This is a genomic window from Streptomyces fulvoviolaceus (assembly GCF_000718165.1).
Classification (GTDB): Bacteria; Actinomycetota; Actinomycetes; order Streptomycetales; family Streptomycetaceae; genus Streptomyces; species Streptomyces fulvoviolaceus.
The window spans coordinates 44270-62455 of sequence record NZ_JOEY01000069.1; the positions used below are offsets into that span (position 1 = coordinate 44270).

General features: G+C 71.4%; 13 protein-coding genes, 1 tRNA gene and 2 pseudogenes. 13 read left to right on the forward strand and 3 right to left on the reverse strand.

Annotation, left to right across the window (positions count from 1 at the left end):
- The first annotated feature begins 198 nt into the window (after nt 1–198).
- Together IG08_RS0146885 and IG08_RS61940 are read left to right on the forward strand one after the other, a co-directional pair.
- Nucleotides 199–3546: a right-handed parallel beta-helix repeat-containing protein gene (locus IG08_RS0146885; RefSeq protein WP_030618845.1), complete on the forward strand. Its 3348-nt coding sequence runs from the start codon at nt 199–201 to the stop codon at nt 3544–3546.
- Between the two features lie 161 nt (nt 3547–3707).
- A pseudogene (locus IG08_RS61940) lies at nt 3708–3827 on the forward strand (sigma factor); the annotation flags it as partial.
- 394 nt (nt 3828–4221) lie between these two features.
- Here IG08_RS61940 and IG08_RS0146895 read toward each other — a convergent pair.
- Nucleotides 4222–4294, reverse strand: a tRNA-Arg gene (locus IG08_RS0146895).
- 322 nt (nt 4295–4616) lie between these two features.
- Here IG08_RS0146895 and IG08_RS0146900 point away from each other — a divergent pair.
- The 7 genes and pseudogenes from IG08_RS0146900 (at nt 4617) to IG08_RS63245 (ending at nt 12882) form a co-directional block, all read left to right on the forward strand.
- Entirely contained in the window at nt 4617–6224 is a 1608-nt protein-coding gene (locus tag IG08_RS0146900; protein ID WP_030618851.1) for a dynamin family protein, read from the forward strand.
- A 3-nt stretch (nt 6225–6227) separates the two neighbouring features.
- Nucleotides 6228–8204 carry a YfjP family GTPase gene (locus tag IG08_RS0146905; RefSeq protein ID WP_030618853.1) on the forward strand — a complete coding sequence of 659 codons (1977 nt, stop codon included), beginning with the start codon at nt 6228–6230 and terminating at the stop codon, nt 8202–8204.
- A gap of 240 nt (nt 8205–8444) precedes the next feature.
- Complete coding sequence (locus tag IG08_RS0146910) at nt 8445–8915, forward strand: single-stranded DNA-binding protein (RefSeq protein ID WP_030618856.1); 471 nt, start codon at nt 8445–8447, stop codon at nt 8913–8915.
- 247 nt (nt 8916–9162) lie between these two features.
- Nucleotides 9163–10575: a Cys-Gln thioester bond-forming surface protein gene (locus IG08_RS0146915; protein ID WP_030618858.1), complete on the forward strand. Its 1413-nt coding sequence runs from the start codon at nt 9163–9165 to the stop codon at nt 10573–10575.
- A 233-nt stretch (nt 10576–10808) separates the two neighbouring features.
- Nucleotides 10809–11183: a hypothetical protein gene (locus tag IG08_RS0146920; RefSeq protein ID WP_030618862.1), complete on the forward strand. Its 375-nt coding sequence runs from the start codon at nt 10809–10811 to the stop codon at nt 11181–11183.
- A 237-nt stretch (nt 11184–11420) separates the two neighbouring features.
- A pseudogene (locus tag IG08_RS0146925) lies at nt 11421–12677 on the forward strand (beta-ketoacyl-[acyl-carrier-protein] synthase family protein); the annotation flags it as partial.
- Between the two features lie 85 nt (nt 12678–12762).
- Nucleotides 12763–12882 (forward strand): LAETG motif-containing sortase-dependent surface protein, encoded by a 120-nt coding sequence (locus IG08_RS63245; protein ID WP_390898666.1) that lies wholly within the window; start codon nt 12763–12765, stop codon nt 12880–12882.
- A 10-nt stretch (nt 12883–12892) separates the two neighbouring features.
- On the opposite strand, the gene IG08_RS0146930 is transcribed toward IG08_RS63245, so the two are convergent.
- Nucleotides 12893–13297: a pyridoxamine 5'-phosphate oxidase family protein gene (locus IG08_RS0146930; RefSeq protein WP_043456971.1), complete on the reverse strand. Its 405-nt coding sequence runs from the start codon at nt 13295–13297 to the stop codon at nt 12893–12895.
- Nucleotides 13298–13475: 178 nt separating this feature from the next.
- Between IG08_RS0146930 and IG08_RS0146935 the strand changes: the two genes are divergently transcribed.
- From IG08_RS0146935 to IG08_RS0146950, 4 genes are all read left to right on the forward strand, one after another.
- On the forward strand, nt 13476–14477 hold the full coding sequence (locus IG08_RS0146935; RefSeq protein WP_030618871.1) for a zinc-binding dehydrogenase: 1002 nt from the start codon (nt 13476–13478) through the stop codon (nt 14475–14477).
- Nucleotides 14478–14732: 255 nt separating this feature from the next.
- The gene (gene ettA / locus IG08_RS0146940; RefSeq protein WP_078656023.1) at nt 14733–16397 is read left to right on the forward strand and encodes an energy-dependent translational throttle protein EttA; all 1665 of its coding nucleotides are present in this window, start codon (nt 14733–14735) and stop codon (nt 16395–16397) included.
- Nucleotides 16398–16403: 6 nt separating this feature from the next.
- A complete protein-coding gene (locus IG08_RS0146945) occupies nt 16404–16817 on the forward strand; it encodes an acyl-CoA thioesterase (protein WP_030618875.1) in 414 nt (137 codons plus the stop codon).
- Nucleotides 16814–17482: a DUF8185 domain-containing protein gene (locus tag IG08_RS0146950; RefSeq protein ID WP_030618878.1), complete on the forward strand. Its 669-nt coding sequence runs from the start codon at nt 16814–16816 to the stop codon at nt 17480–17482. Before IG08_RS0146945 ends, IG08_RS0146950 begins: the two co-directional genes overlap by 4 nt.
- Before the next feature lie 21 nt (nt 17483–17503).
- On the opposite strand, the gene IG08_RS0146955 is transcribed toward IG08_RS0146950, so the two are convergent.
- On the reverse strand, nt 17504–18186 hold a 683-nt coding region (locus IG08_RS0146955; RefSeq protein WP_030618881.1), incomplete at its 5' end, for a GntT/GntP/DsdX family permease.

The window sequence follows — 18186 nt, forward strand, 5'->3', positions numbered from 1 at the left end:
GCCGGAGAGGTCTGAGAGACCGGAGTTGCCGCATGATGCGCATGGTAGAGGGCCCATCCTGCCGTACCCGCACGGGAGTTCGTGAGCGAGTGGAACGGACCGGAGAACAAGGTGCGCGGCCATCTCCTGCTGTTTACCGCCGCCTTCTGCTGTTTACTGATCTCGGCATGACGTCATTGACGAAGAGGAGATTCGAGCGTGGCACGCCAGCTGCTCACGGTCGGTCCCGAAAGGCCCGATGGGCCGGACGGCTTCCGGACGATAGGTGAGGCTCTGGCCAAGGCTCGAACGGGCGCGGTGATCAGTCTCCTTCCGGGACGCTACGAGGAGAACCTGCGGATCTCCAGGCGGGTGACCATCGTCGCCGAGGGCGTCCGTGGCAGCGTGGAGATCGCGCCCCGCACCGGCTCTGCCGTGACCTTGGTGGCCGACGCCGTGATGCTCACGGACCTGGTGCTGCGCGGCCCCGAGGACGACGACGTACCGGTCGTGGACGCCTTCCAGGGGCAGGCCGCCCTCGAAGGCTGCGACATCGCGGGAACCGGCTGGACCGCGGTGCTCAGCCGCAACGCGGGCTCACTGGCCATGCGCGGCTGCCGGATCACCAACCCGGCGGGCGCCGGCGTCGTCGACACCTCGTCCGAGGAGAGCGTCATCGCGGACTGCGTGCTCGAAAACCTCGGCAGCTCGGCGATCGTGATCAGCGAACGGGCCCGGACCGCCGTACGCGGCTGCACCATCCGCGACTCCCGCGGCAACGGCGTCCTGGCCAACGGCCAGACCCGCGGCTCGGTCGAGGACTGCGACATCTCCGCCACCGACAAGCCCGGCATCGCGCTGGAGCAGAACAGCGCCACCCGGGTGCTCCGCACCCACCTGCACGACTTGGCCGTCGGTGTCCTGGTCACCAGCGCCTCCCGCCCGGAACTGACCGAACTCGACATCCTGGCCGCCGCCGAGCACGGCATCCTGGTCTCCTCCGGGGCCGAGCCCGTGCTGCGCCGCTGCCGGGTCCGGCGGACCAAGGGCAGCGGCCTGGCCGTCACCGGACGGGCCCGGGGGACGTACGAGGACTGCGAGTTCGCGCACTGCGCGGGACCCGCCGTACTGGCCACCGAGAGCGCGGCACCCATGCTGACCCGGACCGCCGTACGGGACTGCTCGGCGACGACCGCCGTGCTGCTGACCGGCGAGTCGGCGGCCGAGTTCGACCGGCTGGAGGTGACGGGGGCCACCGGGACGGGCATCTCCATACGCTCCGGCGCCAACCCGCTGCTCCGGCGGGCCCAGGTGATGTCGGCAGGCGGCCACGGCGTGGAGGTCCTCCAGGGCGGACGTGGACGGCTGGAGGACTGCGAGATACACAAGGCGGGCGGCGCGGCCCTGCGGGTCGCCGACGACGGCCGCCCGCACATCGGCAACAGCACCCTGACCGACACCGCCGGGCCCGGCGTCCTCGTCACGGCGGGCGGCCTGGCGGACATCCGGGACACCGTCGTCGACGGCAGCGGCTCGGAAGGCATCCGGGTCGAGGAGGGCGGCGAGGTGTCCGCCCTCCGCAACCGGATCACCGTCTCCGGCTCGCACGGCGTGCTGCTCGCCGCCGGGGCACGGGCCGCGCTGAGCGGCTGCGAGGTGTCCAGCGGCCGGGCCGACGGCATCCGCGTCGAATCCGCCGAGCAGGTCTCCGTCCTCGACTGCACGGTCAGTGACAACCGGGGCCCCGGACTGCGGCACACCGCCCGGGACGGCGCGCTCACCGTGGACCGGCTCTCCAGCGTGGCGAACGGGTCCCGGGACGCCTACGACGGAGCGCTGCCGCCCGCCCCGGTCGATCCGGACGACCCCGCGTTCCCTGCAGCCGCCCGCCCCGGACCCGCCCAACCAAAGGGCCCCGTCGAGGAGTTGGAGGCCCTGGTCGGGCTGGACGCGGTCAAGCACCAGGTCAAGGGTCTGGTCAACCTGACCCGGCTGGCCCAGCGCCGGGCCAGCCTCGGCATGCCGGCCCCGCCGATGAGCCGGCACCTGATCTTCGCGGGCGCCCCCGGCACCGGCAAGACCACCGTCGCACGCCTCTACGGTTCCATCCTGGCCGAACTCGGCGCCCTTCGCTCCGGACACCTCGTCGAGGTGTCCCGGGCCGACCTGGTCGCCCAGGTCGTCGGCGGTACGGCGATCAAGACCACCGAGACCTTCAACCGGGCGCTCGGCGGCGTGCTCTTCATCGACGAGGCCTACACGCTTGCCTCCGACAGCAAGAACTCCGGGGCCGACTTCGGCCGCGAAGCCGTCGACACCCTGGTCAAACTGATGGAGGACCACCGCGAGGACGTGGTGGTGATCGCGGCCGGCTACTCCAAGGAGATGGAGTCCTTCCTGGCCGTCAACCCCGGTCTGGCGTCCCGCTTCGCCCGCACCGTCGAGTTCGTCAACTACACGGTCGACGAGCTGGTGACCATCGTGGAGAGCATGTGCGAGCGGCACCGCTACGAACTCGCCCCCGACACCAAGGACTCGCTCGCCGCGCACTTCGCGGACATGCACCGGGGCCCCAGCTTCGGCAACGGCCGGGTGGCCCGGCAGGTGTTCGAGGAGATGGTGGACCGGCAGGCGTCCCGGCTGTCCACCCTCCCGGAAGCCGGCGAGCACGATCTGACGCTGCTGCTGCCGGAGGATGTCGGCGAGGCCGCGGCCGCCGCCGTCAAGGCCGCCTCGTCCGGCCTCCGAGCCGCCTCGCCGCTGGACGAACTCAACGCGATGGTCGGCCTCCAGAGCGTCAAGCACGAAGTCACCGACATGATCAACTTGCTGTCGGCGTCCCAGCGCCGGGAGGCCGCCGGCCTGCCCGCCTCCCGGATCAACCAGCACCTGGTCTTCGTCGGCCCGCCCGGCACCGGCAAGACGACCGTGGCCCGGCTGTACGGGAAACTGCTGCGCTCCCTGGGCGTTCTTCCGCGCGGACAACTCGTCGAGGTAGCCCGCGCCGACCTCGTCGGACGCTACGTCGGGCACACCGCCCAGCTCACCCAGGAGGTGTTCGAAAAGGCCCTGGGCGGCGTGCTGTTCGTCGACGAGGCGTACACGCTCACCCCGCCGGGCTCGCCGTCGGACTTCGGGCGGGAGGCGGTGGACACCCTGCTGAAGCTGATGGAGGACCACCGGGAGGACGTCGTGGTGATCGTCGCCGGCTACACAGACGAGATGAACCGCTTCCTGGCCTCCAACCCGGGCCTCGCCTCCCGCTTCTCACGGCACGTCGAGTTCCCCGACTACAGCTCGGAGGAGCTCGTCACCATCGTCGGACAGCACGCCGCCGCCTCCGGCTTCGAGTGCGCCCCCGACCTGTCACAGGCGTTGCTGACGTTCTTCAAGGCCCAGCCCCGCGACCGGTCCTTCGGCAACGCGCGGCTGGCCCGGCAGACCGTCGAACGGATGGCCACCCGGCAGGCCCGGAGGCTGGCCGCGATGGACGCCCCGGGTATGGCGGAACTCCAGACCCTGCTGGCGGAGGACCTGCCCGGGGCGCCACCCGTCCCCGACCGGTAGCGAACACCGCCGCCGGCCGGGGTGTACCTTCGGACCGCCGAGCTGGGCACGCGTGCGGTATAAGCAGCGGCTGCCGGCCCTCGGCCTGTTGGGGGTGCCGACCGCGGACTACGGCCCGGAAGCCGCCCGCGCGGAGACGGCCGGATGGACTTCGGCCCGCGCTCTTCGACGCGTACGCGCGTGCGGTGTACGACCACGCCTTCCGGTTGACCGCCGACTGGTCCGTCGCGGAGGACGTCATGTCGGCGACCTTCCTGGGGGAATGGTGGCTGCCGCGTCGGCCGCCACGGAAGCTGCGGCGGTTGAAATCCCCGACCAGCGTGGTGCTCTGGGTCGCCGAGCACCGTCGGGAAGCCGACCGGGAGCCCGTCACGCAGGCGGCACCCCTCTACCAGAGCGCGAGACTTGACCGACGTACCGCCGGGCTGGGCGGGTGTTTCGGCCACCTGGCGTCACTGTGCGTGAGGAAGTGCTTGCTGGAGTTCACCCCTATGACTCGAACCTGCGGCGGCTCCGTGGCACGAGAGGGAGCGTGACGTAGGCGTCTACCTGCGGGGATGCCGAATCAGGTTGGACAGCACTTTGGGGCCGTAGCCGCACGGGTGGCGTGATCGGAAGGGGCATCGGTAGCTCGGATGCCGTGCCTGACCTGCGGAAACACGCAAAGTAGCGATGCGCCCCCGGCAGGACTCGAACCTGCGGCCAAGCGCTTAGAAGGCGCCTGCTCTATCCACTGAGCTACGGGGGCCGGGTGTGGTGGCCTCTGTCTTGGGTGCCCGGGTGTGGGCTGGTCCGTGACGTTGCCGGGGACAAGGATAGGGCTCCCGGGTCCTTGTCCCTGTTGCTTCGCCTCCGTGGCTCGATGTGGAGGTTCAGTGAAGCGGTCCTGATAATCGCAGGCAGGTACGAATCGTGCACCGCTTTTGGCTGCTCACGCCTCGGGTGTTGTGCACTCGTTATGCCTGGACTGTGCCTCCGTCCCAGTCATCCCTTCCGTCCGTTGTGTCCTATCGGCGCGCAGACAAGCTCATATGCTTCATAATTCCCCCAAAATTGGGCATTCTTCGCATGTGGTGACCTTGGACGTACGGCCTCAGCTGCTCGACGCACTCTCCGCCCTGCGCGACCGTGTCGCCGCCGCACGCTTCCCGCTGCCCCTGGCGGGGGCGCCACGCGCGCGTGCCAACCGCGACGAACTGCTCGCCCAGCTCGACGACTACTTGGTGCCCCGGTTGCGCCAGCCCGAAGCGCCCTTGCTGGCCGTGGTGGGAGGATCCACCGGGGCCGGCAAGTCGACCCTCGTCAACTCCCTTGTGGGGCGGCGGGTGAGCGAGGCGGGCGTACTGCGGCCGACGACACGGACCCCCGTGCTGGTCTGTCATCCGGAGGACCATCACTGGTTCAGCGGCATGCGCGTCCTGCCCGACCTCACGCGCGTGTGGGTGCCGCAACAGGAGCCGGGCGACGAGCTCCTGCTGCCCGGCGAGGACTCCGCGCGCGTGCTGCGGATCGAGACCGCCGACACCATGCCACCGGGCCTCGCGCTCCTCGACGCCCCCGACGTCGACTCCCTCGTCGCGGACAACCGTGTCCTCGCCGCCGAGCTGATGTGCTCGGCCGACATCTGGATCATGGTCACCACGGCCGCCCGGTACGCCGACGCCGTCCCCTGGCACCTCCTGCGCACCGCCAAGGAGTACGACGCCATGCTTGTGACGGTGCTCGACCGGGTGCCGCACCAGGTCGTCTCCGAGGTGTCGCGGCAGTACGCGGCGCTCCTCACCAAGGCCGGACTCGGCGACGTACCCCGCTTCACGGTGCCGGAACTGCCCGAGTCGGCCTGGGGCGGCGGGCTCCTGCCGCTCACCGCCGTGGCGTCGCTGCGGACCTGGCTCCTCCAGCAGGCCCAGGACCCCGCGGCCCGCGGCTACGCCGTCGCCCGTACGGCCCACGGTGTCCTCGCCTCGCTCAAGGCCCGGATGCCCGAACTGGCCAGTGCCGCCGCCGCACAGTACGCGGCAGCGCTGCGGCTCACCGCCGCCGTCGACGGGGCGTACGACAGCGAGTACGCGCGCGTGCGGGGCCGTCTGCAGGCCGGTGCCGTGCTCGCCGGTGACGCCCTGAAGCGCTGGCGCGCCTTCCCGCTCGACTGCTCAGCCGCCGAGCTCCTCGACGCGCTCGTGGAGAGCCTGGGCGCGCTCCTGCTGTGCGCGGTCACCGCCGCCGACGAGCGCGTCGACGAGTCCTGGCGGCGCGAACCGGCGGCGGGCGCGCCGGAGCTGACGGACCGTGACCCGTCCCTGGAGAGCCCCGAGCACCGGATCGGGATCGCCGTACGGCGGTGGCGGCGGGAGCTGGAGGAGTACGCCGAGGAAGAGGTCCGCGACCTCGACCGGAGCGTCGCCCCGGATCCCGAGGTGGTCGCCGCCCTCGTCGCCACCGCACTGCTCGGCGGACGCCGGGCGCGCTCGGCCGGCGAGGGGCTCGCCGAACGGATCGGCGCACACGGCGCCCTGCGGCTGCGCGACCGGGGCGGGCGGCTGCTCACCGACCACCTGGACCGCGTCATGCACACCGAACGCGAGCGCCGTCTCGCCCCGCTCGATGCACTCGACGTACACCCGGAACCCCAGGCCGAACTCATCGCCGCGCTGTCCGTACTGCAGAAGGAGAGGTGACCGGTGACCGCCGTCACGGATCAGGACCACACAGAGCATGCGGATCACACGGATCACGCGGATCACGCCGCTTCCGAGGACGAGCAGGCAGGGAACGCCGTCCCTGTGGAGGACGTTTCGGAGGCAGTTTCGGAGGAGGCGGAAACCGAGGCCGCAGAGGCCGCAGAGGCCACCGAGGGGGAAGCCGTCGACGCCGTAGCCCTTGAAGAGCCCGAGCCCGAGCCCGACGAACCCGCGAACAGCGGGCACGCGTGCGTGGAGGACGACGAGGCCTCCTCCGGCCGTCCGGACTGGGACGACGGGCTCATCGCGCGGCGCGTCACCGAGGCCACCGCCGCCGAGCACGTCGCCGTCGTGGAGACCCGGGCCCACAGCCCGCAGACCGCGGCCCCGCTGGCGTACGACGGCCCCCTGCGCTCCCGCCTCGACGCGCTGCGGGAGCTGATCGGGCTCTCGCGCACCCGGCTCGACAGCCGGACGCTCGCCGAGGCCGGCCGGGTCCTGGACGAGGCGGCGGCCCGGCGCAGACTCTCCGGGCAGCACACCGTCGTGGCCATCGCGGGCGCGACGGGGAGCGGCAAGTCGCAGCTGTTCAACTCGCTCGCCGGAGTGCCCATCTCGGAGACCGGCGTACGGCGGCCCACCACCGCCGCGCCGATCGCGTGCAGTTGGAGCGACGGCGCGGCGAGTCTCATCGAGCGGCTCGGCATCCCGCCCCGGCTCAGGCGTCGCCCGTTGCAGAGCGCCGAGGCGGAGGCGCAGCTGCGGGGGTTGGTCCTGATCGACCTGCCCGACCACGACTCGGCCGCCGTGCAGCACCGCGAGCAGGTGGACCGGATCCTCGCGCTCGTCGACGCGGTCGTCTGGGTCGTCGACCCCGAGAAGTACGCCGACGCCGTCCTGCACGAGCGCTATCTGCGGCCCATGGCGGGGCACGCTGAGGTCATGTTCGTCGTCCTCAACCAGATCGACCGGCTGCCCGGGGAGGCCACCGACCAGGTCCTCGACGACCTGCGGAGGCTGCTCGACGAGGACGGGATCGCGCTGGGGGAGTACGGCGAGCCGGGCGCGACCGTGCTCGCGCTGTCCGCGCTCACCGGGGACGGGGTGGGGGAACTGCGGGAGGCGCTCGGCCAGTTCGTCGCCGAGCGCGGGGCGCCCGCGCGTCGGATCGCGGCCGACGTGGATGCCGCCGCGTGGCGGCTGCGGCCCGTCTACGCGACGGGGCGGCGGACCGGGCTCAGCGAGGAGGCGCGGGACGAGTTCGCCGCGCGGCTCGCCGATGCGGTGGGCGCCACCGCGGCGGGCGAGGCGGCCGAACGCGCCTGGCTGCGCAACGCCAACCGCGCGTGCGGGACGCCCTGGCTGCGGCTGTGGCGGTGGTACCAGGACCGGCTCGAATCCCCCACGGGACGGCTGCCGTTGCGCTCCCAGGCGGACGAGGAGGCGACGGCCCGGCAGCGCGTCGAGCACGCGGTGCGGACGGTGGCCGACCGGGCCTCGGCCGGACTGCCCGCGGCGTGGGCGCAGGCGGTGCGCGAGGCGGCCGTACGCGGATCCCAGGGCCTGCCCGAGGCGCTGGACGAACTGGCGGCCCGGGCGGGGCTGCCGCCGGGGAAGCCGCCGCGACCCGGCTGGTGGCCGGGTGCCGTGCTGGCGCAGGCATCCATGACGATCCTCCAGGTCGTCGGCGGGCTGTGGCTGGTGGGCCAGATCATCGGGTTCATGTCGCCGAACCTCGGGGTTCCGGTGCTGCTGATGGTGGTCGGCATCATCGGCGGCCCGCTCGTCGAGTGGAGCTGTCGGATGGCGGCGCGGGGTCCTGCGCGGCGGTACGGCGTGGATGCGGAGCGGCGCCTGCGGGAGGCGGCGGCCGGGTGCGGGCGGGCCCGGGTGCTGGATCCGGTGGCGGCGGAGCTGCTGCGGTACCGGGAGGTGCGGGAGCAGTACGGGAGGGTCGTGGGCGTCGGCGTGACGTGAATCGGGGCTGGAGATCGGGGCCTGGGGCCGAGGGATTCGGGGCGCGTCCCTCGTCCGGGTGGCGGAGTTTTCCACAGCCCGGCGGTGGTCCACAGGGCTCAGCGGGCTCGGCCCGGCGGAGGCAGTCTGGCGGTGCGGCGATCGCGAGGAACGTGATCGCCGCGGCAGACGCAGCCGTACGGGACGGGCCCGTAGGCATGTCCGCCCGGCCTCGCGGGCCGGGTGAGGGAGGGGATCGAGATGAACGAGACGATCATCAGTGTGGTGGGCAACGTGGCGACCCAGCCGGTGTACCGGGATCTCGCGACGGGACCGTCCGCCCGCTTCCGGATGGCGGTGACCGCGCGCTACCTGGATCGCGAGAAGAACGTGTGGACGGACGGGCACACCAACTTCTTCACGGTGTGGGCCAATCGACAGCTCGCGACCAATGTGGCGGCGTCGCTGTCGGTGGGGGAACCCGTCGTGGTCCAGGGCCGGCTGAAGGTGCGTTCCGATGTGCGCGAGGGACAGAGCTGGACCTCGGCGGACATCGACGCGGTGGCGATCGGCCATGACATGGCACGGGGCACGTCCGTCTTCCGGCGGGGGCAGAGGCCGGAGACCGGGACGGCGTCGGCCGGCGAGCCCTCGCAGCCCGAGCCGAACTGGGAGACCCCCGTCGACGGCACGGCGTCCCCACGGGAGCCGGAACCCGCCGCGGTGACATGACGTCAGCCGGCCGAACTGCGGCTTATCGGCGAATGCGTACCGAACGACCCCGGTGGATTTGTCGATAAGCCCTGCTCGTTGGTGATCTTGGCGATAACGATTCCGAGTCGGATCGGTTGCCCGACGTCCTCACCGGGAGCCGTGGTGCGCCGCTTACCTAGGATGCCGGACGTAGCTCTTGTGGCTTCTGATTCTGCTGGTGGGACCGTCGCCCCACGTCAACGGGTCCCGCGCAAAGGGGAGTTCTGTGTTTTCTTCGTTCTCTGCGTTGTTCGCGCGCAGGCCGGGGGCGGCCCGCGTCGCCGCGGCGACGCTGGTGTCCGGGCTCGTCGCGGCCGGCGTGCTGGCCGGTGCCGGTACGGCCGCCGCCGACGACGGGACGTCGCAGAACCAGGGCGGGGCGACCGCGACGATAGGCGGCCTGAAGACCTACGGCACGGCCGTCATACACGACACCTCCGGGGACCTTGAGGTGTCGGCGGGGCTGTTCGAGATGTCCGTCGAGGGCGGCGGCACCCTGCAGACGTACTGCGTCGACCTCCACAACCCCACGCAACGGGACGCCAGGTACCACGAGACCGCGTGGAGCAGCACCTCGCTGGGCGCCAACAAGGACGCGGGCCGGATCCGCTGGATCCTGCAGAACTCCTACCCGCAGGTCAACGACCTCGCGGCGCTCGCCGCCAAGGCCGGCGTGAAGAGCGGTCTCACCGAGCAGGACGCGGCGGCCGGCACCCAGGTGGCCATCTGGCGCTACTCGGACGACGCGGACGTCGACGCCGTCGACCCGCAGGCCGAGAAGCTCGCGGACTACCTGGAGAAGAACGCCCGTGACCTGGCGGAGCCCGAGGCCTCGCTGACGCTCGACCCGCCCGCGGTCTCCGGCCGCTCCGGCGGGCTGCTCGGCCCGGTGACGGTGCACACCAACGCGGCCGGCGTGACGGTGACGCCACCGGCGGACGCGGCCACGAGCGGGGTGCGGATCGTCGACACGACCGGCAAGCCCGTCACCTCCGCCACCGACGGCAGCCGACTGTTCTTCGACGTGCCCGAGGACGCCGCGGCCGGCTCGGCCGACCTCACCGTCCAGGCCTCGACCACCGTGCCCGTCGGCCGCGCCTTCGCGTCCGAGAGCCGGAGCCAGACCCAGATCCTGGCCGGCTCCAGCGAGTCGACGGTCTCGGCGACGGCGAGCGCGATCTGGGCGAAGCAGGGCGCGATACCCGCGCTGTCCGCGGTGCGGAACTGCGCCAAGGGCGGCGTGGACGTCACCGCGGCCAACGAGGGCGACGAGAAGTTCACCTTCGAGCTGATGGGCATCGAGTACGACATCGCGGGGGGCGAGTCCCGGACGGTGACGATCCCCCTGCAGGAGGATCAGGCGTACGACTTCACGATCACGGGGCCGGACGGCTTCGAGAAGCGCTTCACGGGCGTGCTCGACTGCCAGACGCAGGGCAGCGAGACGGGTGACGCGACCCAGACCCTCAGCGAGCCGAGCCCCGCCACGGTGGGCGGCACCGCCACCGACGTGAACCTCGCCGAGACCGGCGGCTCCGGCGCGACGCCGATGATCGCGGGCGTGGCCATCGCCCTGGTACTGCTGGGCGGGGCGGCGCTGGTGCTTGTGGGCAAGAAGGAGAACGCTTCGCGGGGCTGATCGGGGGAATGATCGGGGGCTCTTCGCGGGGCCGCCCGGGAGTCTTGCGTGAGGTCGGCCGAGGGGCCTGCGCGGGGCCGGGCGGGAGCTCCGCGTAGGGCTCGCCGGGAGACCTTTGCGGGACTGGCCGGGTGTCCTTCGCGGGACTGACCGGGTGTCCTCGCGGGCCGGGGGCGGGAGGCCTGTGTGAGATTGCCGGGGCGTCCGCTCGGCCGGCCGGGCAGAATGGCCGTATGGCCAAGTCGCCCGCACTGCACGCCTCGCACACCCCCTCCGGCTCCGTCCTGTCCCTGTGGTCCAAGGACTCGGTGCTGTCGATCGGATCGGTGGGCTCGGTCCTGTCCATCGGCTCCGTGGGCTCCGCACTGTCCGTCGGCTCGATCGGCAGTGCCCTCTCCGCGGGCTCGATCGGCTCGGCCCTGTCCCTGATCTCGGCCGGCTCCTGGCTGAGCACTGGCTCGGTCCTGTCGGCCCAGTCCCGTTGGTCGGCCCTGTCCTGGCGCTCGTCCGGCGGCTTCCGCTCGGCCGGAGCCGCGGGGGTCGTGACGGTGGCGGCCGTGCTCCTGGCCCGGCGGACCTTGCAGAGGACGTCGGCCACGGCCGGCTGATCCGGGCGGTCCACCTCTGGGACCAGCTGGGCCGCGCGCAGGTGCTGCAACTGGTGAACCGGTGTACGTGGTCCGCCGTTTGTGGGGTGCACGCGAACGGGAAGGTTATCGGTTCAACCATGACCTTCCGGTCACAGGAGGCGTGTGCCGATGCCCAGTTCCTCCGAAGGTTCAGAAGCCCCCATACGCACCTGCCCAGTTGACGTCGCCGAGGTCGTCCCGGCTGATCCGGCCGCGGTCGGCGGAGCGCGCCGAGTCGTCGTCACCGGTCTGGGGGCCGTCTCCCCGCTGGGGGTCGGCGTCGGCGAGTTGTGGCGTGGGCTGCTCGAAGGGCGGCACGGGATAAGGGAGTTGGAGGGGGAGGAGTTCGCCGGACTGCCGGTCCGGGTCGCCGGGGTCGTCCCCGCGGATCCCGGCGAGCTGCTGCCCAGGCCAGTCGCACGACGGATGAACCGGGCCGCCCAGTTCGGCGTGCTGGCAGCGCGCGAGGCCTGGGCCGACGCCGGTTTCGTGGTCGGCGGGACGCGGGAGAGCGGACTCGACCCGGAACGCGTGGGGGTCAGCCTCGGAGCCATCCTCGGGGACGCGTCCGTACTCGTGGGCGGCGACCGCAAGCTGAGGGAGAAGGGACCGCGCGCGGTCTCACCACTCACCACACCCATGACGGTGCCGTCGCAGGCCGCCTCCCAGGTCTCCCTCGACCTCCACATCACCGGCGAGGCACGAACCGTGACCAGCGCGTGCGCCTCAGGCCACGAGGCCATCGGCCAGGCCATCGACCGCATACGCCACGGCCACCTCGACATCGCCCTCGCGGGCGGCGCGGAAGCCGTCGTCACGCCGGCGATCATGGCATCGTTCGCCGCGATGCGGGCGCTGTCCACGGCGGGGCTGGGGGAGGGGTCCCCGTCACGACCGTTCGCCAAGACACGGGACGGTTTCGTCAACGGGGAGGGCGCGGGCGTACTCGTGCTGGAGTCGGAGGACCATGCGCGAGCCCGGGGCGCGCGCATCTACTGCGAGGCCGCGGGCTGGGGCCTGTCCGCCGACGCCCACCACATGGCCGCCCCCGACCCCACGGGCAGCGGGATCGCCCTCGCCCTGCGCCGAGCACTGCGGGACGCCGGCGGCCAGGCGGCGGACGTCGTCCACGTCAACGCCCACGCCACCGCCACGCCCGACGGCGACCTGGCGGAGTCGGCAGCACTCCGGACGGTCCTGGACCACCACTCCGTACCCGTAACCGCCCTCAAGGGCCACCTCGGCCACCTCCAGGGCGCCGCAGGCGGAGTCGAGGCCGTCGCCGCAGCCCTCACCCTGCACCACGGCGTCATCCCCCCGACCGTCGGTTGCGACGAACTGGACGACGCGATCCCCCTGGACGTGGTGACAGGCGCACCCCGCCCGCTCCCCGACGACGGCGACCTGCTCCTGAGCAATTCCTTCGGCTTCGGCGGTCACAACGCGGTGCTCGCGTTGCGCCGGCTGAGGTGACGCCGATCTGACCGCACTCTGAGCGCACGGCGTGCGGCTGGTGCGACGCCACCGGTACACGTGCCTCAGGAGGAGGGCCAAGCAGGTGGGCCCGGAATGTGGCGGCTCCAGCGCGACACCGGTGATCGCGGGCGTGGCCATCGCCCTTGTCCTGCTGGGGCGCGGCGCCGGTGGTCTTCCGCGAGAAGCAGGGGTGACTTCCTGACCGGGGGTCGCTACTGAGCCGCACCCGCCAGCAGCCAGTGTCGTACGGGAATCTCCAGCAGAACCCGGTCTCCGCCCGGCCGGTGCGGGGCGGAGACGTCCCACGCGTACTTCACGGCGAAGGCGTCCGTGACGTCCTTCGGGAACGGCAGCCGGTGCAGCACTGCCTCCCCTTCGGCGACGACGGGATACCGCCCGTCCTCCAGCGCCAGGGAGACCCGCGGGAACTTCTCGATGTTGCGGACCTTGACCGAGTCCGCGTCCGCCCCGACCCACCAACTGCCTCGCAGAAAAACGAACCAGACGGGCGTCACATGAGGAGACCCGTCCGCCCGGACGGTGCACAGCCAGACGTTCCTCTCCCGCTCCAGCCGATCCCGCACGGCGCCCTCGGTCATCACCATGGGATCACTCATACGGGACAGGGGCCGACGACGACAATCAGGACGACGACGATCAGAGAGACCGGTTCCGCCAGGGGTGGAAGTGAATCTCAACAGGCGGATAACCGGGGCGAGTCGGGAATGAAGCCGCAGCGGCCGCACGTTGACCACCGCCGACCGACTCTCCTGCCGACGGGAAGAAGGCAGCCCCATGACGTCCTCGCCGACCACAATGCGCGCCGTCCGGCTCTCCGCCCCCGGCCCCGTGGACAACCTGCGGCTGACCACGCTCCCGCTCCCGCCCGAGAGAGACGGCTGGGTGCGTATCCGCGTCGAGGCGTTCGGCCTCAACCGCTCGGAGCTGAAGCTTCGGCTGGGTCTGAGCGCGGGCGTCAGCTTTCCCCGGGTGCCGGGCATCGAGGCAGCCGGTACCGTCGACGCGGCCCCGGCCGGCAGCGGGCTGGCTCCCGGGCAGAAGGTCGTCGCGATGATGGGGGACATGGGGCGCACCTACGACGGCGGCTATGCCGAGTACACCTCGGTGCCGCTGTCCCAGGTCATCCCCGTCGACACCGACCTGCGCTGGGAGGTGCTGGGCGCTCTGCCGGAGATGGTGCAGACCGCCTACGGCTCGCTCACCGTCGGCTTGGACCTGAAGCCTGGTCAGTCCGTGCTGATCCGCGGCGGCACCTCCTCGGTGGGCCTGGCAGCCGCCGCGCTGGCCGGCTGGCGCGGCGCCACGGTGCTGTCCACCACCCGGCGGGCCGGCCGCCTCGCTCTGCTGAAGGAGCGCGGTGTCGACCACCCCCTGCTCGACACCGGCGAGGTCGCGCCCGCCGTGCGCGAGCTGTACCCGGACGGTGTCGACGCCGCCCTTGATCTCGTCGGCACGCCGACCCTGCCCGACACTCTGCGCGCGGTGCGCGTGCACGGCACGGCCTGCTTCGGCGGCAGCCTCTCCAACCAGTGGACGGTGCGGGACTTCTCCCCGAACGAGTACCTGCCGAGGGGTGTGCGCCTGGCGGGCTACTTCGGCGACGCCGCCGACCTGCCTCGGGAGGCCTTCCAGGAGATCCTCGACGCGGTCGCGGCCGGCCGGCTGGCCTTCCCCGTGGACCGCGTCTACGACGGCCTGGAGCAGGTGCCGCAGGCCCACGACGACATGGAGCACGACCGCGCCACCGGCAAGCTCGTCGTCCGCGTCCGGCATTAGGGCTCGTGGCACCCTCCGTTTGCGACCTTGCTGCACGCGAGCCCGGTCCTGGGCCGTCCCCCGGCCGTCCGACGCCCCCCGAGCGCCCCCGAGGCCACTCGACGACGACCGACAGTGACAGTCGGGCTACAGCCACCCGCAGCGAACCCCAGGTCACAGCCCCCCGCCCATACGGGTTACCACCCGAGGGTGGACGTCAGGCAAGATGGGGTGTATCTGCCCACTGCCAGAATTCAAGCTGCCGGACGGTTTCTCTTGGCTGAGTACATCTACACCATGCGCAAGACGCGTAAGGCGCACGGCGACAAGGTGATCCTTGACGACGTGACGCTGAGCTTCCTGCCCGGCGCGAAGATCGGTGTGGTCGGTCCTAACGGTGCCGGTAAGTCCACCGTTCTCAAGATCATGGCCGGGCTGGAGCAGCCGTCCAACGGTGATGCCTTCCTGTCGCCCGGATACTCCGTCGGGATGCTGCTCCAGGAGCCGCCGCTCGACGAGTCCAAGACCGTGCTGGAGAACGTGCAGGACGGCGCCGCCGAGATCATGGGCAAGCTCAAGCGCTTCAACGAGGTCGCCGAGCTGATGGCGACCGACTACTCGGACGCGCTCATGGAGGAGATGGGCAAGCTCCAGGACGACCTGGACCACGCCAACGCGTGGGACCTGGACACGCAGCTGGAGCAGGCCATGGACGCCCTGGGCTGCCCGCCCGGCGACTGGGCCGTCACCAACCTCTCCGGTGGTGAGCGCCGTCGCGTCGCGCTCTGCAAGCTGCTCCTCGAAGCTCCCGACCTGCTGCTGCTCGACGAGCCCACCAACCACCTGGACGCCGAGTCCGTGCAGTGGCTGGAGCAGCACCTCGCGAAGTACGCCGGCACCGTCGTCGCCGTGACCCACGACCGGTACTTCCTCGACAACGTCGCCGAGTGGATCCTCGAGCTCGACCGCGGCCGCGCCCACCCGTACGAGGGCAACTACTCCACGTACCTGGAGAAGAAGCAGTCCCGCCTCAAGGTCGAGGGTCAGAAGGACGCCAAGCGCGCCAAGCGGCTCAAGGAAGAGCTCGACTGGGTGCGGTCCAACGCCAAGGGCCGGCAGGCCAAGTCCAAGGCGCGACTGTCCCGTTACGAGGAGATGGCCGCCGAGGCGGACAAGATGCGGAAGCTGGACTTCGAGGAGATCCAGATCCCGCCGGGCCCGCGTCTGGGCAGCATCGTCGTCGAGATCAACAACCTCAGCAAGGCCTTCGGGGACAAGGTCCTCATCGACGACCTCTCCTTCACGCTGCCGCGTAACGGCATCGTCGGGGTCATCGGCCCGAACGGCGCCGGCAAGACCACCCTCTTCAAGATGATCCAGGGTCTGGAGACGCCGGACTCCGGTTCGATCAAGGTCGGCGACACCGTCAAGATCTCGTACGTCGACCAGAGCCGCGAGAACATCGACCCGAAGAAGAGTCTTTGGGCGGTCGTGAGCGACGAGCTCGACTACATCAATGTCGGGCAGGTCGAGATGCCCTCCCGCGCCTACGTCTCCGCCTTCGGGTTCAAGGGCCCCGACCAGCAGAAGCCGGCCGGCGTCCTCTCCGGTGGTGAGCGCAACCGCCTCAACCTGGCGCTGACCCTCAAGCAGGGCGGCAACCTGCTGCTCCTCGACGAGCCGACGAACGACCTCGACGTCGAGACCCTGTCCTCGCTGGAGAACGCGCTCCTCGAGTTCCCGGGCGCGGCCGTGGTCGTCTCCCACGACCGGTGGTTCCTGGACCGAGTGGCCACGCACATCCTCGCCTACGAGGGTGACTCCAAGTGGTTCTGGTTCGAGGGCAACTTCGAGTCGTACGAGAAGAACAAGGTCGAGCGGCTCGGCCCGGACGCCGCGCGTCCGCACCGCGCCACCTACAAGAAGTTGACCCGGGGCTGATCGATCTTGCGGCATACCTACCACTGCCCGCTGCGCTGGGCGGACATGGACGCGTACGGCCACGTCAACAACGTGCTCTTCCTCCGGTATCTGGAGGAAGCCCGTATCGACTTCCTGTTCCGCCCGGACAAGGATTTCCAGCAGGGGTCCGTGGTGGCACGCCATGAGATCGACTACAAGCGGCAGTTGGTGCACCGGCACGCGCCGGTGGACATCGAGCTGTGGGTCACGGAGATCAGGGCGGCGTCCTTCACCATCACGTACGAGGTGAAGGACGACGACCTCGTCTACGTCCGGGCCTCGACGGTGGTGGTGCCGTTCGACTTCGAGACACAGCGGCCGCGCCGGATCACCGGGGAGGAACGTGAGTTCCTCGAGGGGTACCGGGATGACGACGAGGAGGAGGCCGTCGCCGCATGACGGTGCTTCACCTCGCCGACGAAGGGGAGGCGGCGGATCTCGCGGCCTTCCTCTCCCGGCTGCTCCACTACGACCGTGGAGCAGCGGTGCGCCTCCAGGCGGCCGGCACCGCGCTCGCCGTCTTCGGGCGGCCGCCGTCCTTCGAGGTGCTGGCGATCCGCGCGGTGCGGCTCGGCAAGCCGTACGAGAACGGGCTCGACGTCACGCTCGACGTGACCGTGTCCGCCGGTGAGCTGTTGGAGTCCGTCGACGAAGCGGCCGCCACGGCCGTGGTGCCGGGGGCGGTGACGGGTCCGCCGTGGGCCGGGGTGCTTCCGCCGCGCGGTGGGTGGCGGCCGGTGCCCGGGCTGCCGGTGCCGGACGCGCTGCGGGCGATGGTCGGCGCAGGTGTCGCCGAATTCCGGTCCCGTACGCAGGACTTGGCGCCTGAGAGCCGTACGCGGGCCGAACTCGACCGGATCGGGCGGGAGATCTGGTCCCGGACCGTCGGGAACACCCATCTGCCGGTACGGGCCGTGCACGCCGCCCAGTCGCTCGGGTTCCTGCGGGCCACCGGAGATCTGGCGTTGCTCTCGTCCGGCGCGTGGCTGCGGCTGCGCACGCCGTACGGGTCGATTGCCGTACGGCGTGCGGGACTTGGGGCCTTGGACGTCAGCGTGCGCTGACCGGCTCGGCTGGAGGCCCGGCTACACCAGCGGCCACAGGGCTGCCGTCAGGCCGAAGCCGATGACGCCCATCGTGGTCGTCAGGACCGTCCAGGTGCGCAGGCCGCTCGCCACGTCCAGGCCGGCCAGCTTGGTGAACATCCAGTAGCCGGCGTCGTTGATGTGCGAGACGGCGAGGCCGCCCGCGCCCATCGCCAGGGCGACCAGGGAGAGTTGGCCGGTGGAGAGGTCGGCGCGTTCCAGGAGCGGGGTGAGGATGCCCGCGGTCGTGATCAGGGCCACCGTCGTCGAGCCCTGGGCCGCGCGCAGGGTCAGCGCCGTCAGGAAGGCCAGGAAGAGCGCCGGGAGACCGGTCCTGTCCAGGACGTCGGCGATCGCGTCGCCGATGCCGCTCGCCACCAGCACCTTGCCGAAGACGCCGCCGGCGCCCGCCACCAGGATCACCATCGCGACGGACGGCAGGGCCGAGCCCATCACGTTCGCGATGTGCGTGCGGTCCCAGCCGCGGCGGGCGCCGAGGAGGTAGGCGCACAGCGCCACGTCGATGAGCAGGGCGACCATCGGGGCGCCGAGGACGGTGAGGATCGCGCGGAGGGTGGAGCCCTCGGCGAGGAGGTTCTGGCCGAGGGTGCCGGCCAGGATCAGCAGGATCGGGGTGACGATCAGGGCCAGGACCATGCCGAAGGAGGGGGCGGGGGCGGGTG

Coding starts and splice junctions, on each gene's coding strand:
- IG08_RS0146910 (WP_030618856.1), top strand. CDS start 8,445: ATGAACGAGACGATCATCAGTGTGGTGGGCAACGTGGCGACCCAGCCG.
- IG08_RS0146920 (WP_030618862.1), top strand. CDS start 10,809: ATGGCCAAGTCGCCCGCACTGCACGCCTCGCACACCCCCTCCGGCTCC.
- IG08_RS0146930 (WP_043456971.1), bottom strand. CDS start 13,297: ATGAGTGATCCCATGGTGATGACCGAGGGCGCCGTGCGGGATCGGCTG.
- IG08_RS0146935 (WP_030618871.1), top strand. CDS start 13,476: ATGACGTCCTCGCCGACCACAATGCGCGCCGTCCGGCTCTCCGCCCCC.
- IG08_RS0146950 (WP_030618878.1), top strand. CDS start 16,814: ATGACGGTGCTTCACCTCGCCGACGAAGGGGAGGCGGCGGATCTCGCG.